The organism is Bradyrhizobium sp. WBAH42 (assembly GCF_024585265.1).
Taxonomy (GTDB): Bacteria; Pseudomonadota; Alphaproteobacteria; order Rhizobiales; family Xanthobacteraceae; genus Bradyrhizobium.
Genome location: NZ_CP036533.1, coordinates 4,099,620 through 4,122,877, shown reverse-complemented (window position 1 = coordinate 4,122,877; position 23,258 = coordinate 4,099,620). Strand labels below are relative to the sequence as shown.

Sequence of the window (23,258 nt, the reverse complement as noted above, 5' to 3'; positions counted from 1 at the left end):
GTTGGATCGATGACTGCGGCGGCTCCTTCACCTCTCCCGCTTGCGGGAGAGGTCGCGCCGAAGGCGCGGGTGAGGGCTTTCTCCCCTAGGGGAAAGTCCCATTGCGGAGACACCCTCTCCCCAACCCTCTCCCGCAAGCGGGAGAGGGGGCGCACCTCCTTGATCGCTGCGTCGAACCTGATCTCATCCGCTCTAAAGCGTTTTCATCTCGACCTTGCCGTCGTTGATCTCGATGAGATAGACGTTCGGCTGGCTCTGACCGCTTTCCTTGCCCTCGGGGCCCGACTTGCGGAACACGATGTCGCCGTTCAGCCCCTTGATGTTGATGTTCCAGAGCGCCGCCTTGATCGCGGCGGGCTCGGCCTTGCCGGCCTTCTCGATCGCGGCAGCCACGGTGCGGATGCCGTCATAGCCGCGAAAACTCTCGGTGCAGCCGGCGAACTCGAAGCCGCGCTTCTTCCATTCCGCGATGAAATAGTTGGTGGCTTCCGGGTTCGGCGTCTTGTCCGGGAACCAGGGCAGGAACGTCGTCAGATGCATGGTGCCGTTGGCGGCAGCGCCGGCTTGCGCGATGATCTGGTCCGGGTTCTGCGAGCCGCCGGTGGTGATGATACGCTTCTTCAGGCCGAGCGCGGCGGCCTGCTTGAAGATCAGGGTCAGCTGGTCGACGGCGGTGGTGACGATCACCGTCTCGGAATCCGAGCTCTTGATCTTGGAGAGCTGCGCGCTCATGTCCTGCGCGCCCTGATCCATGGTTTCGACCAGGCCAATGGTGATGCCCTTGTCCTTCATCATCTTGCTGAAGTCCTCGGCGGTGCCGCGGCCCCAGTCGTTGTTGATGACGAGGAAGTCGACCTTCTTGAGCGCGAGCTTGTCGACGATGCCCTTGAAGGCAGCGGCCTCGACCGCCGAGGGCGGCGAGATGCGGAAGATAAAGGAATTGCCCGTCGTCGTGATCTTGCCGGAAGACGAGGTCTCCACCACCATCGGCGTCTCGTATTCCATCAGCTTCGGCATCACCGCGAGCGTCAGGCTGGAGCCCCAGGCGCCCATCAGCACCGGCACCTTGTCGCTGGTGATGAGTTTTTCGGCAACGGCGGCGGCCTCCGTCGGGTTGCTCTTGTTGTCCTCGATGACGAGCTCGATCTTCTTGCCGAGGATGCCGCCCTTGGCGTTGATCTCGTCGGCGGCGATCCTGGCACCGTTGACGACGTAAGTGCCGGACGCGGCGAAAGCGCCGGTGAGCGGCTCGTTGACGCCGATCTTGATGGTCTGCGCCCCCGCGGCGCCGCCGAACAAGGCCGTCGCCAGCGCGATAGCCGGAACCAGTCCGAGTGTTCGTGTCATGCTGTCTCTCCAAATCCCACGCTGTTGATTGTTATGGCAGTCCAGGCTCAGTCCGCGGCGCCGGCGCGCCGATCATTCCGCGCCACCTTTTCGGTTGAAGGCGCGGCCAAACATGCGTGCGAGCCGGGCTCGCAAAACATCCGAGACAATCGACCAGCCACTAAGCTCTGCCGCGGCCGCCTGCCCGGAAGGCATGCCGGACATGTGGCGGTCGAGATTGGCGGCGAAGTCCGCGACCAGACGGCGGGCGAGATCGCGCACCAAGCCTGGGCGGCCGACCTGCGCCAGCATTCCCGTGAGCGTGTAGCCGATCGACAGCTCGACGGCCGTCGCCGCGCCGTCTTCGCGCGCAAGCAGGCGATAGCGGATCTCACCTTGCGTTGCCGAATGGCTGCGCTGGTCGGTGCCGATGCCGACGATGCGGCCAGACAGCGTTGCGGGATCGCGCTCGACGCGAGCGGCGCCCTCGAAGCTTGCTGCGATCGGCCCGAGCCTGACGCGGATCAAGCCTTCCACGCGCTCCGGCCTTGGCGGCGATTTCAGCGATACGCCGGGAAGGCAGGCGGCGATGCCTGCGATGTCGTCGAACAGCGCGAACACCTTGGCCGGCGGATGCGGCAGCGTGAAACGCTGATCGAGAACGGTCGCCGGGATGAAGTCGGGGATGCTGCCGGGCGCGGCACTCTCCGATGCTGGAGCCAACGCCTGCTGCGCCGGCCGCGGATCGCTTCGGCCGGATGCAGCTCGGTCCGATCCCGCAGGACCAAGGACTGTCCGGCCGCCATCCGCCACCGGCGCGACGTTGCGCGCGCGCCTTGCCTCGATCACGGACTGCACCGCGCGCACGATGCCGACATAGCCGGTGCAGCGACAGAGATTGCCGCTGAGGCCGACGCGGATGCGGCGCTCGTCGGCATCGGGCAGACGCAGCACCAGGTCGCGCGCCGAGACCAGCATGCCGGGCGTGCAATAGCCGCATTGCAACGCGTGCTCGCGGGTGAAGGCGGCGCGCAACTCGGTGGTGATCTCGTCCTCGTCGAGGCCTTCGATGGTGGTGACGTCGGCGCCCTCGCAAGCTGCCGCATAGGTGATGCAGGAGCGCGCCGGCGCGCCGTCGAGCAGCACGGTGCAGGCGCCGCAGACGCCGTGCTCGCAGCCGAGATGCGTGCCGGTGAGATCGAGCTTGTCGCGAACGAAATCGGCAAGGCTGGTGCGCGGCTCGGCGGGCAGCTCCACCGCGCGGCGATTGACCTGAAGCGCGATCGTGGTCATGCCGCGGCCTCCTGGACCGCGCGCTTGAGCACGCTGACATGGATGTGGCGCTGCACGGCATCGTCGATGCCGGCCCTGGCCAGAGCCGCGTCGGCAACCCTTGCATCGAAACGTTGCTTGTAGTCGGCGGCAATCCGTCCGCCGAACAGCGCGGCCACATCGGTCATGACGATCGGCGCCGTGTCGATCGCACCGATCACGACACGAGCGGTCGCGCCGGCGGGATCGACCAGCACCGCGCCGATCGCATGGGCGAACTCGCCGGTCTTGCGGCAGCTTTTGGCATAACCCCAATGGGACGAAGCCGTGCGCGCCGGCACATGGACCGCCTCGACGATCTCGCCGGCGTGCAGCGCGGACTCCAGCGCACCGACCACAAACGCTTCGACCGCCATCGATCGCGCACCGGCAAGACTGCGCAGCGTCACGCGTGCGCCCAGGGCCGCCAGCGCCGAAATCCAGTCCGCGGCGGGATCGGCATGGCTGAGCGAGCCGCCGATGGTGCCGCGGTTGCGCACGGCACGGTAGGCAATATTGGCCGCGACGCCGCGCATCGCGCCGCGCGTCACGTCGGCGGTGCGCCCGTCCTCGATATCGGCATGGGTGACGAGCGCGCCGAGCACGAGCTCATCGCCGGAGACCTCCGCGCGCTTGAGCTCGGCAAGACCGGAGATGTCGACGATCAGCTCCGGCTGCACCAGCCGCAGATTGAGCATGGGACCGAGCGACTGTCCGCCGGCGATGATTTTTGTCGATCCATTGCTTGCGGCGAGCATCGACAGCGCGGCATCGAGATCACGCGGGCGTTCGTAAGCGAAGGGCGCCGGTTTCATGCCGCGCTCCTCTCAGCCGCGCGCGCGGCCAGCACGGCCGCGACGATGCGATGCGGCGTGATTGGCGACTGCATCAGCTCGACGCCGAGCGGGCGCAGCGCGTCGTTGACGGCATTGGCGATCGCGGCCGGCGGCGCGATAGCGCCGCCCTCGCCGATGCCTTTCACCCCGAACTGCGTATAGGGCGACGGCGTCTCCATGTGGTCGAGGCGCGCGGCCGGGACCTCGGTCGGGCCGGGCAGCAGGTAATCTGCGAGCGTCGTTGCCAGCGGCTGACCGGAGGCGTCGAACGGCATCTCCTCGTAAAGCGCGGTGCCGATGCCTTGCGCGAGGCCGCCAAAGATCTGGCCGTCGACCACAAGCGGATTGACCAGCACGCCGCCGTCCTCGACGATCACGTAGTCGAGGATCTCGACCTCGCCGAGATCGGGATCAACCGCGACGACGGCGGCATGCGCGGCATAGCTGAAGGTGCCGCTGTCGCGCACGGGCTTGTAGCCTTGCGTCACCTCCAGCCCGCCCGGATCGACGTCGGCCGGCAGGTCCTGTGGGCGGCGGTACCAGGTGTGGGCGATCGCCTTCAGGCTGACGCTGCCGTTGACGCCGCGCACCTCGCCATTCTGCAACACAACGGAGGCCGGATCGTGCTGCAGGAGTTTCGCGCCGATGCGGCGGGCACGTTCGCCGAGCTCGCGGCAGGCGGTCGCGACCGCACCACCCGCCATCACCATCGAGCGCGAGCCCCAGGTGCCGGTCGAATAGGGCGTCATGGCGGTGTCGCCGAGGATGATGCGGATCTTCGCCACATCCACGCCGAGGATTTCATGCGCGACCTGGGCGAGCGTGGTCTCCATGCCCTGCCCGTGCGAGTGCACGCCGACGCGCAGTTCGAGGCCGCCGTCCGGCGTCATCCGGGCCGAGGCCTGCTCGTGGCCCGGCACCATCGGGATGCCCCAGCCGGAATAGACCGAGGTGCCGTGCGCGGCCTGCTCGCAATAGATGGAGACGCCGACGCCGATGCGGCGGCCGTCGGCCTCGCCCTGCTTTTGCCTGGCGCGGATGGCGTCGATCTCGATGGCCGCGAGCGCGCGGCGCATCGCTTCCGGATAATCGCCGCTGTCGAAATGCTTCCTGGTGATATTGTCGAACGGCATCTGCTCGGGGCGCACAAGATTGCGCAGCCGCACCTCGCCGGGCTCGAGACCGGCTTCCGCCGCTACGAGGTCCAGCATCAATTCCAGCGCAAAGCAGACGCCGGTGCGCGCGACGCCGCGATACGGCAAAATCGGGCATTTGTTGGTGGCGACCGAGAAGGTGCGGCAGCGATAAGCCGGCATCTTGTAGGGACCGGGCAAAATGCTCGCGACCTGCGCGGCTTCGAGACAGGCCGAGAACGGATAGGACGAATAGGCGCCGGAATCCACGGTCGCCTCGCAATCGATACCGCGCAGCGTGCCGTCGCTGTCAGCATAGACCGTGATCTTGTAATGATGCTCGCGGCAATTGGAGCTGGCGACGAGGTGCTCGCGGCGATCTTCAAGCCAGCGCACGGGATGGCCGCAGCGCATGGTCAGCCAGGACAGGCAAACCTCTTCGGGCAGCAGAATGCCCTTGTGACCGAAACCGCCGCCCACATCGGGCGAGATCACGCGGATCCGACCCTCCTCCATGCCGAGGCATTCGGCAAGGCCGCTGCGCGTAATGTGCGGCATCTGTGCCGCCGAGTGCAGCGTGAGCTGGTCGAGCCTCTTGTCGAAGGTCGCGACCACGCCGCGGCCTTCCAGCGGCGACATGCATTGCCGCGCGGTCGAGATCTCGCGCGTCACCTTGATCGGCGCGTCGAGCGCGGCGGAGATGTCGACCTCGTAATTGGTCTCCAGGAAGACGTTGTCGCCCCAATGCTCGTGCACCAGCGCCGAGCCGGGCTCGCGCGCCTTCAGCATGTCATAGATTGCCGGCAGCTCCTCCAGATCGAGCGTCACGGAGGCCGCGATGTCCTCGGCCTCGGCGCGCGTCGGCGCGAGGCACATCGCGACGAGCTCGCCGACCTGGCGCACCTTGCCGGTCGCCAGCACCGGCTGCTCGGAGGTCTTGAAGCCCGGAAGTCCCGACACCGCGCGGATCGGCTTGATGCCGACGAGATCGGCTGCCGTGAACACACTTCCGCGATAACGTTCGGGCACATGGATGCCGCGGATGCGCGCATGCGCCAGCGGGCTGCGCACGAAGGCGACGTCCTGAAGGCCGGCGAGCCTGACGTCGCCGACATACTGGCCGCGGCCGCGCATCAGGCGGTCGTCTTCCTTGCGCGGCAGCCGCGCGCCAACGCCCTGCCCGGATCTGCTAGACGGAAATTCCCGCTCGTTGCGCACCCCCGCGCCCTCCTTCACCGCCCGGCCTTATGCCGCGACGGCTTGCGGCAGGATCGGCGCGACCGCGTCGAAGCGCGTGCCGGCGCGCAGGCAGAAGGCCGGCTGCAGCAGGCGCTCGGCAATCACCTCGTTCTTCTCGTTGTCCTTGAGGACGAAGCGGCCATTCTTCTCGGTGAGCACGGAGACGTCGGCGTCCATGCCGACCTTGAGCGCGCCGATCTCCCCGCTGCGGCCGAGCATCTTTGCGGGATTGGCGGTGACCATCGGCACGACCTGCTCCAACGACAGGCCGAGCGCCATCATCGAGCTCATCGCCTGGACCAGGCTGAACTTGGCCTGGCCGGCGAAGGGATGGTTCTCGTCGTCCTCGTGCTGGTCCGGCGTTCCCGCCGGCGCGGGCACATGGGTGTTGTAGCCGTGGATGTCGGCGCCGAGCGTGGTCGGAATGATGCCGGCGGCGATCGCCTTCTTCGCAAGCCGATAGGAGAAGTGGCTGCCATGGCCGACATCGACCTTGAGGCCGCGGTCGAGCGCGGCCTGGATCACCGGGTGCACCTCGCCCTCGCGGTTGACGAAGCCGCCGGGATGGCGCGTGAAGGGATGAGCGAGGATGTCGCCTTCGCGCAAGAGCGGGATCACGCGGGTGAGGATGGTGTCGGCGTCCTCGCCATTGGCGCCGCTCTCGGGCAGGCCCCAGAGCTGGCCGAAATGCACATAGACCGGCAGGTCGGCGCGCTTGCCGATCTCGGCTGCCATCTCGATGACGCGAATGCCCCAGCGCGCGAAGCCGCCGATCTCGGCATGGGCCTTGATGCCGCGCACGAGATCGAGATTGGCGGTCGCCGCCTTGACGGTGGCATCGATGTCGACGCCGTCGGGGCTGTAGAGCTGCGGATAGAAATGTCCCTCGAGGCCGCCGACGAGATAGGCGGAGATAAACGCATAGACGCGCGAGGCAGAGGCTTCCGCGATGAAATGGCGGAAGCCCGGCAGCGTCATGCAGGACGGACCGCCCTGATCGACGAGCGTCGTCACGCCGGACTGCACGCCGACCATGTCGGGGTTCATGCCGAAGCGGCCGGAGACATATTGATAGACGTGGGCGTGGGTGTCGATCAGCCCAGGCAGCACGAGCTTGTCGCTGACATCGACGATCTCCTTCGCGCTGGTCGGCAGAATGTCGGATGCGACCGCCGCGATCTTGCCATTGCGGATGGCGACGTCCTTGAGGCCATCGACGCCGGAAGCCGGACAGATCACGCGGCCACCTCGCAGCAGAAGATCGAAGCTGGCAGTGACGGACATGGCGCTCTCCTTGGCTCTCGCGCAGGCGGTTGCCCCGCTCTCGAATTACGAAGCATGCTTCGCATTTGGATAAAAGCAAGCTTCGTGCCATGATCCTGTTGTGGCGAGCGCGTTCGAATCGAGCTAAGCGCGAAAGGTCTGGGGTTGGGAGAGCGTGCATTGCGGCAAGCTAGGAAAAGTCGCAGCGGGGGCAAACACCGCCCCTGGCCATTGTCGGAACGGCCCGGCTATCTGATCCGGCGCTTGCACCAGATTCACGTTGCGCTGTTTCAGGAAGCCTGCGGCGAATTCGAGGTCACGCCGCTGCAATACAGCCTGCTCTCGGCGCTGGCGGTGCGCGAAACCGCCGATCAGACCACTTTGGCGGCCGATATCGCGCTCGATCGCACCACGACGACAGGCGCATTGAAGCGGCTCGCCGCGCGGAACCTGGTCGAGCGCGCGGTGAACAAGGACGATCGGCGCGCGCGATTGTGCCGCCTGACGCCCGCCGGCGCCGCGCTGCTAATCAGAATCGAGGGCGCGGCACGGCGGGCGCATCGCGCAACGCTCGGCGATTTGAGCCAGCGGGAACAGGCCCTCTTCATCGAGATGATGCAGCGCATCGTGGCCGGCAACCCCAGTCGCGACAGCGCCGCTGCCCTATTCGACTAGAGGCGCGTGCTGCGCTTTTGAGTTGGGCTGCTCAATTTATCATCGTACCGCTGCCCGGCCGTGCATCGATCGCGACCATCAGGCGTCAGGTCAGGTGTGACGCAGCACGTCGGCGCGTCAGCATCGCCCGCGCTTGAAAACGCAGTCGCATCCGAGGCGAGCCTCGCTATGTCCGGCATCCGAACGTGCCCTGCCCGGCCGCCCCGCAACCCATGGCACGATTTATGCTGCGATGATGCGAAGCGTGCTTCGTATTGGGGGATGTCATGACGGATTCCGAACTTCGCGCTGATATTCACAGCATCGAGCCAATTCCCGACGCGGACCGGGACTCGACCGGGCCGCAGCAGATGTGGATCTGGGCCGGCGCCAACATCGCGCCGGTGAACTGGGCGCTCGGTGCGCTCGGCATCATCCTCAAGCTCGGCCTGATGGAGACGATCGCGGTCATCGTGGTCGGCAACATCGTGGGCTGCGCGATCTTCGCCACCTTCACGGTGATGGGGCACAAGACCGGCGTCAACCAGATGGTGCTGAGCCGGTCCGCCTTCGGCGTCCGCGGCGCCTACCTGCCGAGCATCCTGATGTTCCTGATGACGCTGGGCTGGATCGGCGTCAACACCTACTTCCCGGTCAAGGTCTCGATGGGCATCCTCGGCCAGTTCGGCGTGCCCGACACCTGGCTGGTCGAGATGATCGTCATCACGCTGGTGATGGCGGTGCAGGTGCTGATCGGCGTCTACGGCTTCTACGCGATCCGCACCTTCGAGAAATACACGGTGCCGCCGACCATCGCCATCATGGCGCTGATGAGCGTGCTGGCGTGGACGCGGCCCGGCGTCGTCAACTGGGGCCTGACCACCTCGCTGCCACCCGGCGCGCATCTTGCGATGCTGACGCTGCTGATGACCGCGATCGGCGTCGGCTGGGGAATTTCCTGGGTGACCTGGGCCTCCGACTATTCGCGCTTCGTGCCGCGCTCGACGCCGTCGAAAGCCGTGTTCTGGTACAGCTATGTCGGCATGTTCGTGCCGACGGTCTGGCTCGGCATCCTCGGCGCGACCATCGCCTCGACGACGCTGGACACCGATCCCGCCAAGATGGTGAGCGCGGTGTTCGGCGGTCCGGTCAGCATCCTCGTGCTCTTGATGGTGCTGCACGGCCCGATCGCCACCAACATCCTCAACGTCTATTCGGCGACCTTGGCGGCGCTGAGCGCGGGGCTGAAACTCTCGCGCTTCTGGCTTACCGTCATCGTCGGCATCGCCGGCTATCTGGGCACCCTCTACTTCATCTTCGCGCCGTCCTTTGCGAAGGCGTTCGACAATTGGATGATCAGCCTGCTGTTGTGGATGAGCCCGTGGGCCGGCGTGGTGCTCGCCGACTTCTTCATCAAGCGCAAGGGCAAGATCGAGGTGGCCGAGCTCTATCGCTCGCCGGAGACCAGCGCCTATGGCGATATCAACTGGGCCGGCATGATCGCGTTCTTCGCCGGCCTCGTTGCCGGATGGCTGGTGCAGGACGGCCTCGTCGGCGCGCTGCAGGGACCGATCTCGATCAATCTGCTCGGCGGGGCCGATCTCAGCTGGCTGTTCGGGATCGGTGTGGCCGGCCTCGTCTACCTCGGGCTCGGCAAGTTCGCGACCTCGCCCACACCGGCCGTCGCGAGCCGGGCCGGCGGATAGCCCACTGACCTCGTCTCTCGTCAGCGCTTCCGTCCAAGCCTCACCATCATGTCGCCGGGCCCAAGCCCTCCGGCGACATGAGGTCGCAATCGCCACAGGCTCTCGCCGTCGACCAGCGAGGGCATCTGGAGTTCGTGGTCGGCGAAATTGGCGACGATCTGCAGCACGTCGCCCTGCTCGGTCTGCCAGCGTACATCCACGCCGCCCATGCGGGGATCGGTGCCCAGCAGCTGTCGCTGCGCCGAAACGAACCCGCGTTTGATCAGCGGCACGATCTTCTCGCGCCGCATCGTCAATAGCTGCGCCGTCAGCGCCCGGAACCTTGTGCCGGCAGGCGACTGGTCGATGCCGGTCCAGTCCAGCTTGGAGGCGAGGAAGGTTCTTTCGTCGCACGGGTCCGGGATCCCGGCGCGCATTTCGGGCGCCGCGAACGCTTTGAAGTGCGAAAACTCCTTGCGGCGGCCCTCCCGTGTCAATTCGGCAGCTTCGCCCGTCCAGTCGGCGAAGAACAGGAAGGGCGTTTCGGCTGCCGCTTCCTCGCCCATGAACAGCAACGGAATATGCGGACTGAGCAGAACCAGTGCGAGGGCCAGTTCCAGTCTGTCCGGACCGACCAACCGGGACAGCCGTTCGCCGAAGGCGCGGTTGCCAACCTGGTCGTGGTTCTGGGCGAAGAAGATGGTCGCTTCGGGCGGCAGGTGCGCGCTCGGCTCGCCGCGCGGCGCCTGGTGCAGGGGAAAGACCTCGCCCTGATAGGCAAAGCCTTCGGCCAGGGATCGCGCGAGATGTTGGAGCGGCGTGTCTGCAAAAGCCCGGTAATAGCCTTCGTCCTCGCCGGTGAGCAGGACGTGGAGCGCGTTGTGGAAATCGTCACCCCATTGCGCGTCGTAGTACGTCGCGCGTCCCTGTGACCGCGCGAGCAGGTGCGCCTGATTGGCCTCGTTCTCCAGCATCAGATGAACGCGCCGGCCCGCCAGCTGACTGCGCAGGGTCTCGGCGAGCTCGACCAGGAAATGACGCTTCGAATCGTCCTTCAGCGCATGAACGGCATCGAACCGCAGTCCGTCGAACCCATAGTCGCGCAGCCACATCAGGGCATTCTCGATCAGAAATCCGCGCACGAACGCACCGTCGGCTCCTTCGAGGTTGACGGCGGGGCCCCATCCAGTGGTGTGGCGCGGATTGAAGAAATTCTCCGCATAGAGATGCAGATAGTTCAGCTGCGGCCCGAAATGGTTATAGACGACGTCGAGATAGACCATGATGTCGAGCGCATGCGCGGCCCACAGCAGCCGCTTGAGATCCTCCGGCCGGCCGTAGCGGGCATTCGGCGCGTTCAGGAGCACGCCGTCATAGCCCCAATTGTGCCGTCCGGGGACGTCGTTGAGCGGCATCAGTTCGATGGCGGTGACGCCGAGATCGCGAAGATAGGGCAACTTCTTCTCGACGCCGGCATAGCTCCCCTCCTCGCTGAACGTGCCGACATGCAGCTCGTAGATCACGGCTTCCGCCCAGGGACGGCCCGGATAGAGCACCGAGTCCCTCAACGCGGCCGTATCGATCACCTCGCTCGGCGCGCCGACGTCGTCCGGCTGGAAGCACGAGGCGGGATCAGGGACGAGGAGATCTTCGTCGATCCTGAACTGATAGCGCGTGCCGGCGCGCGCGGTCCGGCTGAGCAGCTGACACCAGCCGTCCGCATCGCGCGGCATCTTCCGTGGCGGCTGGCCGATTTCGAGCAGCTCGACGGATCGCGCCGTCGGCGCCCACAAGTTGAACGAGACCCCTTGATCGACGATCTGAGGACCATGGCGCCGACTTTGCTCGGCCTTTCCCAGTCTTTGATTCAAGCCCGTCGCCTTTCGCCGCATGCCCCCTCGGCGCGCTCCAAGATCGCTTGCGCGCGTCGTGGCGACAAAGCGGAGCCGCACGCGTTCGTTCCTCCACGGCGCCGACGCCGGACATTTGCAACGCGACGGGAACGGAATCAGCAGCGCGACGGTTACCGTTCCAACAGGAGCTGTCGCCATGCGCCGCCCGAAGCCGCAACCGATCCGTAACAAGCTCGACCTGACCGACCGCACCCAGGTACGCCTCGTCAAGAAACGGCTCGGACTGTCGGACGCCGAGCTGATCGCGATCGTAGGGCGCGTCGGCAATTCCATTCCGGCCATCAGCAAGGAGGCGGCTCTGCAGAGAGCCAACGCGCTGTCCAAGCCGGCCAACGTGGAGCCCATTGCCGCGACTGCGGCGATATCCTGACGGGCAATTCGGGGGCAGAAATTCGGGGGCAGAGATGGACCAGCCAGCACATTCAGACGAGGCCCTGACGCGGACGGCCTCGCGCCTCCGCCGCACCCGGATCACCGAAGGCAGACCCTTCCCGCTCGGCGCCACCTGGGATGGCCTCGGCGTCAATTTCGCGCTGTTCTCAGCCCATGCCACCAAGGTCGAGCTCTGCCTGTTCGACGATGCCGGCGAAACCGAGCTCGAGCGCGTCGAGCTTCCCGAATATACCGACGAGGTCTGGCACGGCTATCTGCCCTCCGCCCGCCCCGGCACCGTCTACGGCTATCGCGTCCACGGCCCTTACGAGCCCGACGCCGGCCACCGCTTCAATCCCAACAAGCTCGTGCTCGATCCCTACGCCAGGCAGCTGGTCGGCCAGCTCCGCTGGGGACCGGAACTGTTCGGCTACCGGCTGGATCACGCCGACAAGGACCTCTCCTACGACGAACGCGACAGCGCGCCCTTGATGCAGAAATGCCGCGTCATCGATCCCGCCTTTACCTGGGGCATGGCGCGCAAGCCGGAAGTGCCGTGGGAACGCACGATCTTCTACGAGATGCACGTCAAGGGCTTCACCCAGCTGCATCCGCTGGTGCCGGAAGCCGACCGCGGCACGTTCTCGGGGCTCGCACATTCGGAAATCCCGGCTTACTTGCGCTCGCTCGGCATCACCAGCGCCGAGCTGCTGCCGATCCATGCCTTCGTCGACGACAGCTATCTGGTCGAGAAAGGCCTGCGCAATTACTGGGGCTACAATTCCATCGCCTTCTTCGCTCCTGATCCGCGCTACCTGAAGGCGACGTCTGCGAACGAGTTCAAGGCCACGGTCAACCAGTTTCATGCCCATGGCATCGAGATCATTCTCGACGTCGTCTACAATCACACCGCGGAAGGCAACGAGCTCGGCCCGACCCTGTCGTTCAAGGGCATCGACAATGCCAGCTATTACCGCCTGCTGCCGGACAAGAAGCGCTACTACATCAACGACACCGGCACCGGAAACACCGTCAATCTCTCGCATCAGCGTGTGCTGCAACTCGTCGCCGATTCCTTGCGTTACTGGGCGACCGAGATGCGGGTCGACGGCTTCCGTTTCGATCTCGCCACCATTCTGGCGCGCGAACCCTATGGCTTCGATGAAGGCGGCGGCTTCCTCGACGCCTGCCGCCAGGATCCCGTGCTCTCCAGCGTCAAGCTGATCGCGGAGCCCTGGGACGTCGGGCCCGGTGGCTACCAGGTCGGTCAGTTTCCGCCGGGCTGGGCCGAGTGGAACGACAAGTTCAGGGATACCGCGCGCGCCTTCTGGAAGGGCGATCCGGGCACGCTGGCCGACTTTGCCAAGCGCGTCTCCGGCTCCGGCGACCTCTTCAACAAGCGCGGACGCCGGCCTTGGGCCAGCGTCAACTTCGTCACCGCCCATGACGGCTTCAACCTCAACGACCTCGTCTCGTACAACGACAAGCACAACGAGGCGAATGGCGAGGACAATCGCGACGGTCACAGCAACAACCATTCCTGGAATTGTGGCGTCGAAGGGCCGACCACCGACCCGGAGATCATCGCCTTGCGCGAGCGCCAGAAGCGGAATCTGCTGGCAACGATGCTGCTGTCCCACGGCACGCCGATGCTGTTCGCGGGCGACGAGTTCGGGCACACCCAGAACGGCAACAACAACGCGTACGCCCAGGACAACGAGACCACCTGGCTCAACTGGATGGGCATCACCGCGAACGGCCGCAGCCTGCGCGAGTTCGTGCGCAAGCTGATCGCCACCCGCAAGGCGTTTCCGATCCTCTACCGCAGCCGCTTCCTGGTCGGCTCGCACAACGAGGAGCTCGACGTCAAGGACGTGACCTGGCTGTCGCCATCGGGCGAGGAGATGACGACGGAGCAATGGCAGGACGGCAATGCCAAATGCTTCGGCATGCTGCTCGACGGCCGCGCGCAGGAGACCGGCATCAAGCGCCGCGGCTCGGATGCGACCATGCTGCTGGTCTACAACGCGCACCATGACGTCGTGAATTTCACCCTGCCGGAAGTCACCGACGGACGCAGCTGGCTCGGCCTGATCGACACCAATCATCCCGACGCGCCGATGGCCGAGTTCGAGTTCGGGCATGCTTACGCGGTGACCGCGCGCTCGCTGGTGGTGTTTGGCCTTGCGAACGACAGCATCGCGACGCGGCGCCTCCGCCAAGGCCTCGGCGCGCTGATGGACATCGCCGACACGCCCCTGCCCGAGTAGCCGCGTGCCGTTCGCTCGCGATCAGCGATCGACTTCGCCGAAAACGATGAGCCAGCGAGCCAAGAATGGCCGGGACGTCCGCCAGCAATGCCCCTTACAGCGGAAAATCCATCGCTTGAGCCTTTGGAACACCGCATCAAGAGCCGCGTTCAATGTCGGAATTGGAGACTTGAGATGAATGTCGATTGCTCGCCGCCGCTCTCGCGATCAATCCTCGCTACGCCTGCGCGCGCCGTTACAGGAGTTACCGGTGATCGGCCCGACCAACCGACCGGCAACTGGCGCTCGTCTTGACCGACCGTGCAGCTGGACCGGGCGGCGCGAGCGCAGCCGAGCGCCCTCTCTCCGCCGTCGCGTTCTCGGGCGGTCTCGGCCTCGGCGCCTATCATGGCGGTGTGTTTGAAGCACTCACTTCGCTTCGGCTGCCGATCGACTGGGTGACCGGTTCGTCGGCAGGAGCCATCACGGCTGCGTTGATCGCGGGGAGCGCGCGCGACGACCGGCTGCGGAATTTACGCAGCTATTGGCATGCGCCAAGCAGTCCAACCGACGTGCCGAACGCGAGCCGCCATACGTTCGCGTGGCTGAGCTCGATCAGTACGCGCGTGCTGGGCCATTCGGGATTCTTCCATCCCCGCCTCCCGATTCCGGCTTCTCACTACGGCGGCCTCTACGATCTCGGCCCGACCCGCGAACGCCTGCAGCGCTTGATCGATTTCGGACGTCTGAACGGCGGCGATCCGCGCGTCACGATCTGCGCCACCGACGTCGAGAGCGGCGATGCCGTGTTGTTCGACACCGCGTCGGAGCGGATCGAAATGGACCATATCCTGGCCAGCTGCGGGTTTCTCCCTGAATTCGCTCCGGTGCAGATCGCCGGCCGCTGGCTCGTCGACGGCGGGTTCTCGCTGAACGCGCCGTTCGACCCGATCCTCGAAACTGCAGGCCCGCTCCGCCTCTATGTGGTCGATCTGTTTCCGCGCGACGGCAAGGTCCCTGACGGGCTCGAGGCCGCGTCGGAGCGCAAGAGTGACCTGACCTTCGGCAATCAGACCTTCCAGCGCCTCGGCTACGCTCTCGAAGCCCGTCAGCTCCGCGCCGAGCTCCAGGACCTCCACTACGACGACGAGGTCCATCTCCTGAGCTACCGCCCGGGCCGCGAGGAAGCTGGGCCGGAAAAATCCTTCGATCTGTCTGAGACAGCCATGGCGCAGCGCTGGTGCGCCGGCTTTCTGGACATGCAATATGCCGCAAGCCTCACGCCAGTCCCGAACGAGATCTGCAGCGTGCGGCGGCCCTAAAGCGGAATGGCTTTAGGTTGAATCATTTGCCACGGGCTCGGTGCAACCTCTCCCGCTTGCGGGAGAGGGAGCGCACTTACCTTGTCGCAATCGAACCTGATCTCATCACGCTTTTAGTGATGTCTGTCGGTGTCGGGACCCGAGCTGCCCGCTGTCTTGCCGCCCAGCCGCTCGCGAATGTCGCGCAGCAGCTGCCTGAGACCGTCATCGGCAGCCATGCCGTCGGGCGGGGCGATGCTCCTCGGATATGAGCCCTGTCGTTTGTTGGTCCATCAAGCTTTGAATGACGCGTGAGGCGTTCCTAAGGCTGACTACCCTCACCGGCTCGTCGGCGAGGATGCCTCGCGCACCGTCTGCGCTGCGAAGCGGGCGATCAGGCGCCGGAGCTGCGCCTTGTGCACCAGGCGGGCCGCCGTCTTGGGCGAGACCCAGATGGCTTCCCGCTCTCCCTTCTCGGGCCACCAGCGCTCGCGCCCGTGCACCTTCATCGGAAAGACGGCAACGTTCATGGTCCGCTTGCGATCGCCTATTCGCTTGCGATGCTTGAAGCTGCCCAAGGCGCGCGTTGCCACGACACCGACCAGGCCCGCCTCCTCATAGGCCTCGAGCGCTGCCGTCAGGTGCGGCTCCTTGTTGTGCATCGGCGATCCCTTTGGGACGCTCCACCGGCGCTTGCGCCTGGTCGTGATCAGCATCACCCGCAGCTCGGACTTGTCCAGACGAAACGGCAGAGCGGCAAATTGCTTCTTTCCCATCGAGCGCCTCCAATTCGCGTTCGATAAGCGAGCGCCGCAGCCATGGTTCCTGTTCTGCGAAGTGGCGCCTCATCCACGCAGGGAACACCCTGCTGCCACCTGGGTTATTTAAAGGGCGGTGGCACAACGCCATCGTGCGAGCTCGACAGGGAAACATATGCCAAAGTCGACTGAAAACGACCCGCGAGAGACACCGCTTGACGATCCGCGCCAGCAGACGGACATGCCGACGCACCGGCAAACGAACAAGCCGTGGCAAGGCAATCCCGAGAAGGACCAGATCGATCCGAAACGGCCGCCGGTGGACCTTGAGCGTTGGCAGAAATCGAAGACGCACTAGGCAGCGGCCGCTGGCAGTCTGCGGCAGTCAGATCCTGTCGAGATCATGAATGACGGGCCGCAGCGGCCCGCCCGGCTCGAGGTCGAGCGTTGCCAGCGTAATCGGCAGCTTGAAGCGTCGCTTCCCTGCACTGCCCGGATTCAGATAAAGCACGCCTTCCCTGGTCTCGATCCGCACGCGGTGGGAATGCCCTGAGACCACGACGTCGATGCCGCGCTCGGCAGGATCGATCGCCAGCTCGTTGAGGTCGTGCAGAACGTAGAAGGCGCGACCGCCGAGGCGCAGCGTTTGCGTTTCAGGAAAGCGTTCGGCCCACGCGCCCCGGTCCACATTTCCTCTGATCGCGGTGACGGGCGCGATGCGGCCAAGCCCGTCCATCACAGCCTGGGCGCCGATGTCGCCGGCGTGGATGATGTGCGAGACGCTGGCGAGACAGCGCTCCGCCTCGGGCCTCAGCAGGCCATGCGTGTCGGCGATCACCCCAATCCTGAACGTCATGTCAGATCATCGCTTCAGTGCATTACGTCCAACGGCACCCGGCCGATTTCCTCACCATCCTCGTTCGTGACGAGGATCGCGAAGTGACGGCCCTTGAGCTCGGGACGCTGCGCGAGCAGACGCCGCGCAATTTCTTCGGCGACGTCCAGGGCCTGCATGTCATCCGGCAACTCGGCACCTCCTTCGTCTGCCACGGTTTTAGAATCCACCAAATCAAAATGATAGCGCGGCACGTCTGGCCCTCAGCTTTTCCCGCAGGAACGCCCGGTCTCGAAGCTTCGTTCCGGCGTGGGAGCCATCTGCGGTCCAGCAGACAATACGTCGTGACGGTGGACGGAGGCCACGGCTCGTTCGGCACCAGGCTCGGCGATTGCGTCAGGGCCTATGCCTTGCCGGAGCGACGGCAACAGACGAGCGGCGGCCTCACGCGCGGCGCCGCCGCGTCCGCGCGCGGGGGCGGTACGGACGGCCAGCCCTCGATGCCGCGATCGCCAGGCCGGCAGCGATCCCGAGCAGCACGAGCCCCTTGCTGAGCACAGCGGCGGGCGGAACTTGCCTCCGCAGCAGCCAGCCGCCGTCGACGGACGTGCCCTGCGGACCCGCTTCGAGCAAGGTGCCTTCGTTCCTTGCGGCGGGACGCGCGCGCGACAGCAGCCAGCGGAATGCAGCTCCCAGGATATTCTCGGTGATCTCAGGGGCCATCGCATAGGCCAATTGTCCGGCGCGCGCCGGCCACCCCACCGCCACCTCGTCACGAGGCGCGTGGGCGAGGCGCAGGAAAGTCTCGGCCACGTCCTCGGATTGATAGAGCAGCGGACCAGGATCGAGCCGTCGTCCGGAGGCGTTGGCGCCGTGGACGAAGCCCGGCGTATCGACGATGGATGGGAAGACGCCGCAGACATGAATGTCGGGATGAGCCCGGAGCTCCTGACGCAAGCTTGCGGTGAAGCCGCGCAGGCCGAACTTGCTGGCGGTGTAGGCTGCGGCAAACGGCGTCGGCGCCCAGCCGCCGAGCGAGATGTTGTTGATCAGGACGCCACGGTTCTGGCGGAGGAAGATCGGAAGCACCGCGAACGCGCCATGCATGGTGCCGAGCAGATTGACCTCGATGGTCCGGCGATGGAGCGCGATATCCGCCTCCTGATAGGCCCCGAACACGCCGGTGCCGGCGTTGTTGATCCAGACGTCGATGCCGCCGAAGGCCTCGTCCGCCGCGCCGGCTAGACGCTGCATCGCCTGCGCGTCAGTGACGTCGGTCGGCACGGCCAGAGCACGGCCTCCGAGCGCCTCACATTCCGCAGCAAGGCGCATCAAGACCTCGCCGCGGCGCGCCGCGAGGACCACGCTTGCGCCCTCGCGGGCAAAGGCCAGCGCCGCAGCACGCCCGATTCCACTGGAGGCGCCGGTGATGACGACGCGCGTGCCGGCCGTCTGCCCCTGCACGCGTCCCGAGACCTCCGCCGGAAGCAGCCAGCGCAGGGATCGCCGCAGGCGCGCCGTTCCCTGGGTTTCGAACCAGTCGCCATGCGCAAAGATCACCCGCTCCGGAGCCAGCTTGACGAGCCGCTGGGCCGCAGCCTGCGCCGAACGGCCACCGAGCCGCAGCAGCAGCCGCAGATAGACCGGGGCCTTGCCGTCCGGCTTGGCAATGCCGAGCAGGTTCGCCGCCGCCGCATTCGGCGCGCTGAGGTGGCGGGGAGCGAGGTTCTGCACGAGATCGGTCAGAACCAGTGTTCCGCTCCGCCGGTCGAACAGCTCGACCTCGGAGAACATCGGAGCATTCACCGACGATGTTTGGAGGTCGGCGGCCCACTCCTCCGGCGTCGTGTCTCCAATTTCGCGATCGATACGGATGCCGGCCGCCCGCACCTGCCCGCGCGCCGCAAGGCCGCGCGCGGCAAAGATCGCGGCCTGCGGCAGCTGCCTTTGCCATTCAGGCAGAAACATCCAATGCGCGATATTCGGCGCCAGCAGGTACCTGATCGAGCCCAGCCGCTCCAGCTCCTGGCGCAGAGCGGGCGAATAACGCACCGGCGAATGCAGCACGAGGTCGCCATTCGACAAGCGGATGACGGTCATCCGCACGGGCAGTTGCAGGCCGGCGGCGCTGATTGGCTTGTCGTCCAGGATCCAGATATCGTCCGTCACCCGCGACAGGCTGGCGGTCGACACGGCGGCGTCGGAACTTTGCATGAGCGTCTTTCCCTCGCGAGGACGTTGCTCCAAAGCGCGTGGGCGACGCTCGTTCCTCAGCAATGTCTTGGAAATAATGGTCTGGAAATCACGTCGCCGCAGTGGCTCGACCTGCTTCGAGGCGCGCCCGCAGCGCGTCGCGGACTTCGGCGACGACATGGCCCCAATCGCCCGGCCGTCTTTGGTGAAACAGGCGCAGGCTCGGATACCAGAACGAGCGCGCGCCGGATGGAGGCCAGCGCCAGTCGCAATCGGCATGAAGCAAGACCCAGGCCTCGCATCCAAGCGCGCCCGCAAGGTGTGCGACCATGGTATCGACACATACGACGAGATCGAGCTGCCGCAGGCGATGGCCGAGAGCTGTGATGTCGGGCGTGCTGACGTCCCGCGCCCCGACCGCCGCAAGCTCTTCGGTGCTGGCGCCGCGCTGGAGCGAATGGAGCGTGACGCCGAACCCTGCGAGATTGCGCAACAAGGCGGCCGGCACCTCCCGCCGCTTGTCCCACTCACCGACCTTCCAGACCAGGCCGACGGCCAGACCTTGTCCTCTTCGGGGCGGCGGAACGGCAAGTGGAGGCAGCGCCAGGTAAGGCCCGCGCATCTCGACCTGATCGCGGCGCGCTCGGATGGCGTGCGGCACCTCCATGATCTCGATGTCGACCTCGAAAGCGATCTCGGGCGCACCATCATGCAGCGGGATCGCACGATCGACGCCGGCCGCGCCCTCGAGCAGCGGCAGCAGCTCGGGTTGACACCACAGGGTCACGCTGCGCGCAATCGCACGAAGCGGGCTCATGAAGCGCAGGAACTGGATGGTGTCGCCGAGCCCGTGATAGCAGCGCACCAGCACGTGCTTGTCCTTGAGGTCCTCGCCGCGCCAGATGCGCTGGAGATGGCGCGGACCGGTGTGCTTCGGCGGATGTGCGATCTCCAGCAGATCACGATCGTTGATCATCCAGGCGCGCGCGAAATCGCCCGCCCTGATCGCCTCCGCCCAGCAACCGGGCGCCGTCGACGTCATGTCACCTCTCTTTGACGAACCGGGCGATGAGCCCGTACCGCACCGAACCATTGGCCGACAAACGCGGGCCGGAATGATTGGTTCTTCGCGGCAGATTCGAAGCGGTCGTGCGAGGCGAGCATCATCTTCTTCATCTTCATCATGAAAGCTGTTCGTTCCCGGTTGGCGGTTCGGGAATCTATCCCATGTTAAGCACGTCGCATTTTGTCGCGATGAATCGCCCAAGCCCTGCCGCTCGCACCGCCTTTCCAGGAACGAACATACCTTCCGCACGTTCGCCGACGTACTTACACCGACTCTTGCACCGACTCTTGCACCGACGCCGCGTGTTTCCGGAGGGCTTCATTCCATGCATTCTCGTCTTCAAGACAGGCGCCGCGTGCGCGTCGGACTCGTCGGCGTCGGCAATTGCGCGAGCTCCTTCGTCCAGGGCCTCACCTACTACCGGAACGCCAAGTCGAACGAGCCGGTCCCGGGACTGATGAATGCGGACCTCGGCGGTTACCATATCAGCGACATCCAGATCGCGTCGGCCTTCGACGTCAATGCCAACAAGGTCGGCCGCGACGTCGCCGATGCGATCTTCGCGGCGCCCAACAACACGCACCGCTTCTCCGACGTCGCGCCGACAGGCGTGATCGTGCAGCGCGGTCCGGTCCTGGACGGCATCGGCCAATATCTTACAGGCGACGTTCCGGTTGCGGACGTGCCGGAGGCCGACGTGTCCGAAGTGCTGGCGATGTCCCGCACCGACGTTCTGGTATCCTATCTTCCGGTCGGCTCGCAGCGCGCCAGCGAGTGGTATGCGGCGCGCGCCATCGAGGCCGGCTGCGGCTACGTCAATTGCATTCCGGTCTTCATCGCCTCGAATCCGGAATGGCGGCGGCGCTTCGAGGAGGCCGGCCTGCCGATCGTCGGCGACGACATCAAGAGCCAGGTCGGTGCCACCATCCTGCATCGCGTGCTCGCCAATCTGTTCCGTGACCGCGGCGTGCGGCTCGACCGCACCTACCAGCTCAATGTCGGCGGCAACACCGATTTCAAGAACATGCTCGAGCGGGAGCGGCTGGCCTCGAAGAAGATCTCCAAGACCCAGGCCGTAACCAGCCAGTTCGACGTCCCCATGGACCCCGACAACATCCATGTCGGACCGAGCGACCACGTGCCATGGCTCACCGACCGCAAGCTCGCCTTCATCCGCCTGGAGGGAACGACGTTCGGCGGCGTTCCCTTGAGCGCCGAGGTCAAGCTCGAGGTCTGGGACTCCCCGAACTCGGCCGGCGTCGTGATCGACGCGGTGCGTTGTGCCAAGCTCGCCATGGACCGCGGCCAGGCCGGAGCGCTGACCGGCCCTTCCAGCTATTTCATGAAATCGCCGCCGCAGCAGTTCACCGACGAAGAGGCCGGACGGCGGACACGCGCCTTCATCGACGACAAGGCGCTTGCGTGATGGCTGGGATCATCCATCTCGTCCGGCACGGTCATCATGCCCTGCTCGGCCGCATCCTGTGCGGCCGGATGAAAGGCGTCGAGCTCAGCGATCTCGGCTGTGAGGAGATGGCACGCTGTGCCGGCACCATCGCGCCGCGGCCATCGCTCATTCAGTCCAGCCCGCAACGGCGCTGCGTGCAATCGGCCTGCATCCTCGCCGCGCATTTCAGGCTGCCGGTGGAGATCGTCCCCGCCCTCGACGAGCTCGATTATGGCGAATGGACCGGACGATCGTTCGACGACCTGGCGCCGGATCGTCGATGGTCGCGCTGGAACGGGCGACGCGGCACGAGCCGCCCGCCCGGCGGCGAGACCATGCGGTCGCTTCAGAACCGCGTGGTCGCTCATCTGGAGCAGCTGCGTGGCGATCGCAATCTGGACGCCGTCGTCCTCGTCAGCCACGCCGAGCCGATCCGCGCCGCACTCCTGCACTATTCGCGCACGCCGCTCGACCAGTTTCTTTCGATCGAGATCGATCCTGCCAGCATCAGCACGCTCCGCGCCGACAGCCGCGGCATGAAGATCACCGGGATCAACCAGCGGGTGGCGGCGTGAAGATCGTCATCTTCGGCCTGACAATCTCCTCGTCCTGGGGCAACGGTCACGCCACCTTGTGGCGCGGCCTCTGCAAGCATCTCGCGCGGTCGGGGCACAGTATCGTCTTCTTCGAGCGCGACGTTCCCTATTATGCCGGTGCCCGGGATCTCCATGAACTGCCGGGCGGCGCGCTCCGGCTGTTCGCGAACTGGGACGATGTGCGGCAGGCGGCAAGCGCCGAAATCCGTGATGCCGACGTTGCGATCGTGACTTCCTATTGTCCCGATGCGATTGCCGCGACCGAGCTGATCCTCTCCGAAGGTCGTGCTGTTCCCGTGTTCTACGACCTCGATACGCCGGTCACGCTGGCAAAGCTCGACGCCGGCGAGTCTGTGCCCTATATCGGCCCACGCGGCCTGCGGGATTTTGAGCTGGTGCTCAGCTTTACCGGCGGACCTCACGTTGAGGATGAATTCCGCAATAGGCTCGGAGCGGGGGAGACGCGGGCGCTTTATGGGCATGTCGACACGGATATCCACCATCCGGTCATGCAGCAGCCGCATTATCGCGCCGATTTGTCCTATCTCGGCACCTACTCCGAAGATCGCCAGCGCACGCTCGAGGCGCTTTTCGTCGCGCCCGCGCGGGCGCGCCAGGACCTCCGCTTCCTGATCGGCGGCGCGCAATATCCGGACGATTTCCCGTGGTCGCCGAACATCTACTTCGTGCGGCACCTGCCGCCGTCCGAACACGCACCGTTCTTTGCCTCGTCGCGGCTGACGCTCAACGTCACCCGCCGGGCCATGGCGGAAATGGGCTGGTGCCCATCCGGCCGGCTGTTCGAGGCCGCGGCCTGCGGCGCCCCGCTGCTGAGCGACCACTGGCCCGGAATAGCGGACTTCTTCGCGCCCGGAGAGGAGATCCTGATCGCACGCGACGAGCACGACGCGCTCGCCGCGCTGGCGACGCCGGATGCCGAGCTCAGGCGGATGGCCCGGCGCGCCTATGACCGCACCATGGACCAGCACACATCCGACAAGCGCGCGCGTGAACTGATCGCGATGCTCGAGCAGACAACGTCGAGCCGCATCAGCCGGCAACAAATCGAGGAGGCCTGATC

The 23,258-nt window shown here is 65.8% G+C and carries 20 protein-coding genes; 8 read left to right on the top strand and 12 right to left on the bottom strand.

The window, feature by feature from the left end; translation table 11 throughout:
• Positions 1 to 192: 192 nt before the first annotated feature.
• The 5 genes from DCG74_RS19075 to DCG74_RS19055 all read right to left on the bottom strand — a co-directional run bounded on the left by DCG74_RS19075 (position 193) and on the right by DCG74_RS19055 (position 7,129).
• Positions 193 to 1,347, bottom strand: coding sequence for an ABC transporter substrate-binding protein (locus DCG74_RS19075; protein ID WP_172784475.1), 1,155 nt, complete (start codon positions 1,345 to 1,347; stop codon positions 193 to 195).
• Between the two features lie 72 nt (positions 1,348 to 1,419).
• Positions 1,420 to 2,619 (bottom strand): 2Fe-2S iron-sulfur cluster-binding protein, encoded by a 1,200-nt coding sequence (locus DCG74_RS19070; protein WP_172784474.1) that lies wholly within the window; start codon positions 2,617 to 2,619, stop codon positions 1,420 to 1,422.
• On the bottom strand, positions 2,616 to 3,452 hold the full coding sequence (locus DCG74_RS19065) for a xanthine dehydrogenase family protein subunit M (protein WP_172784473.1): 837 nt from the start codon (positions 3,450 to 3,452) through the stop codon (positions 2,616 to 2,618). The genes DCG74_RS19070 and DCG74_RS19065 overlap by 4 nt, the downstream gene beginning before the upstream one ends.
• Positions 3,449 to 5,842: a xanthine dehydrogenase family protein molybdopterin-binding subunit gene (locus DCG74_RS19060; protein ID WP_172784472.1), complete on the bottom strand. Its 2,394-nt coding sequence runs from the start codon at positions 5,840 to 5,842 to the stop codon at positions 3,449 to 3,451. The genes DCG74_RS19065 and DCG74_RS19060 overlap by 4 nt, the downstream gene beginning before the upstream one ends.
• 9 nt (positions 5,843 to 5,851) lie before the next feature.
• Entirely contained in the window at positions 5,852 to 7,129 is a 1,278-nt protein-coding gene (locus DCG74_RS19055; protein ID WP_172784471.1) for an amidohydrolase/deacetylase family metallohydrolase, read from the bottom strand.
• A gap of 210 nt (positions 7,130 to 7,339) precedes the next feature.
• Here DCG74_RS19055 and DCG74_RS19050 point away from each other — a divergent pair, with 210 nt between their 5' ends.
• Positions 7,340 to 7,783, top strand: coding sequence for a MarR family winged helix-turn-helix transcriptional regulator (locus tag DCG74_RS19050; protein ID WP_172784470.1), 444 nt, complete (start codon positions 7,340 to 7,342; stop codon positions 7,781 to 7,783).
• Between the two features lie 266 nt (positions 7,784 to 8,049).
• The gene (locus DCG74_RS19045; protein WP_172784469.1) at positions 8,050 to 9,468 is read left to right on the top strand and encodes a cytosine permease; all 1,419 of its coding nucleotides are present in this window, start codon (positions 8,050 to 8,052) and stop codon (positions 9,466 to 9,468) included.
• A gap of 20 nt (positions 9,469 to 9,488) precedes the next feature.
• On the opposite strand, the gene treZ is transcribed toward DCG74_RS19045, so the two are convergent.
• On the bottom strand, positions 9,489 to 11,318 hold the full coding sequence (gene treZ, locus DCG74_RS19040) for a malto-oligosyltrehalose trehalohydrolase (protein ID WP_246708749.1): 1,830 nt from the start codon (positions 11,316 to 11,318) through the stop codon (positions 9,489 to 9,491).
• 178 nt (positions 11,319 to 11,496) lie between these two features.
• On the opposite strand from treZ, the gene DCG74_RS19035 reads away from it, so the two are divergent.
• The 3 genes from DCG74_RS19035 to DCG74_RS19025 all read left to right on the top strand — a co-directional run bounded on the left by DCG74_RS19035 (position 11,497) and on the right by DCG74_RS19025 (position 15,303).
• Complete coding sequence (locus tag DCG74_RS19035) at positions 11,497 to 11,730, top strand: DUF3606 domain-containing protein (protein ID WP_172784467.1); 234 nt, start codon at positions 11,497 to 11,499, stop codon at positions 11,728 to 11,730.
• Positions 11,731 to 11,764: 34 nt separating this feature from the next.
• Positions 11,765 to 14,002 (top strand): glycogen debranching protein GlgX, encoded by a 2,238-nt coding sequence (glgX, locus tag DCG74_RS19030; RefSeq protein ID WP_172784466.1) that lies wholly within the window; start codon positions 11,765 to 11,767, stop codon positions 14,000 to 14,002.
• A gap of 290 nt (positions 14,003 to 14,292) precedes the next feature.
• Complete coding sequence (locus tag DCG74_RS19025) at positions 14,293 to 15,303, top strand: patatin-like phospholipase family protein (protein ID WP_172784465.1); 1,011 nt, start codon at positions 14,293 to 14,295, stop codon at positions 15,301 to 15,303.
• A 317-nt stretch (positions 15,304 to 15,620) separates the two neighbouring features.
• Here the strand turns inward: DCG74_RS19025 and DCG74_RS19020 are convergent, their stop codons facing one another.
• From DCG74_RS19020 to DCG74_RS18990, 6 genes are all read right to left on the bottom strand, one after another.
• The gene (locus tag DCG74_RS19020) at positions 15,621 to 16,058 is read right to left on the bottom strand and encodes an NUDIX hydrolase (RefSeq protein WP_172784464.1); all 438 of its coding nucleotides are present in this window, start codon (positions 16,056 to 16,058) and stop codon (positions 15,621 to 15,623) included.
• A gap of 367 nt (positions 16,059 to 16,425) precedes the next feature.
• Positions 16,426 to 16,896, bottom strand: a complete 471-nt coding sequence (locus tag DCG74_RS19010; protein WP_172784463.1) for a metallophosphoesterase family protein — start codon at positions 16,894 to 16,896, stop codon at positions 16,426 to 16,428.
• Positions 16,897 to 16,910: 14 nt separating this feature from the next.
• On the bottom strand, positions 16,911 to 17,129 hold the full coding sequence (locus tag DCG74_RS19005) for a hypothetical protein (protein WP_172784462.1): 219 nt from the start codon (positions 17,127 to 17,129) through the stop codon (positions 16,911 to 16,913).
• A gap of 190 nt (positions 17,130 to 17,319) precedes the next feature.
• Positions 17,320 to 19,089 carry an SDR family oxidoreductase gene (locus tag DCG74_RS19000; protein WP_172784461.1) on the bottom strand — a complete coding sequence of 590 codons (1,770 nt, stop codon included), beginning with the start codon at positions 19,087 to 19,089 and terminating at the stop codon, positions 17,320 to 17,322.
• An 88-nt stretch (positions 19,090 to 19,177) separates the two neighbouring features.
• The gene (locus DCG74_RS18995; protein WP_172784460.1) at positions 19,178 to 20,110 is read right to left on the bottom strand and encodes a hypothetical protein; all 933 of its coding nucleotides are present in this window, start codon (positions 20,108 to 20,110) and stop codon (positions 19,178 to 19,180) included.
• On the bottom strand, positions 20,107 to 20,253 hold the full coding sequence (locus DCG74_RS18990; protein ID WP_172784459.1) for a hypothetical protein: 147 nt from the start codon (positions 20,251 to 20,253) through the stop codon (positions 20,107 to 20,109). The genes DCG74_RS18995 and DCG74_RS18990 overlap by 4 nt, the downstream gene beginning before the upstream one ends.
• A 206-nt stretch (positions 20,254 to 20,459) precedes the next feature.
• Here DCG74_RS18990 and DCG74_RS18985 point away from each other — a divergent pair, with 206 nt between their 5' ends.
• From DCG74_RS18985 to DCG74_RS18975, 3 genes are read left to right on the top strand one after another with little or no spacing between them, the layout of a single operon-like run.
• Positions 20,460 to 21,560 (top strand): inositol-3-phosphate synthase, encoded by a 1,101-nt coding sequence (locus DCG74_RS18985; RefSeq protein WP_172784458.1) that lies wholly within the window; start codon positions 20,460 to 20,462, stop codon positions 21,558 to 21,560.
• Positions 21,560 to 22,156, top strand: coding sequence for a histidine phosphatase family protein (locus DCG74_RS18980; protein ID WP_172784457.1), 597 nt, complete (start codon positions 21,560 to 21,562; stop codon positions 22,154 to 22,156). Before DCG74_RS18985 ends, DCG74_RS18980 begins: the two co-directional genes overlap by 1 nt.
• Positions 22,153 to 23,256 (top strand): glycosyltransferase, encoded by a 1,104-nt coding sequence (locus DCG74_RS18975; protein ID WP_172784456.1) that lies wholly within the window; start codon positions 22,153 to 22,155, stop codon positions 23,254 to 23,256. Before DCG74_RS18980 ends, DCG74_RS18975 begins: the two co-directional genes overlap by 4 nt.
• Positions 23,257 to 23,258 lie beyond the last annotated feature (2 nt).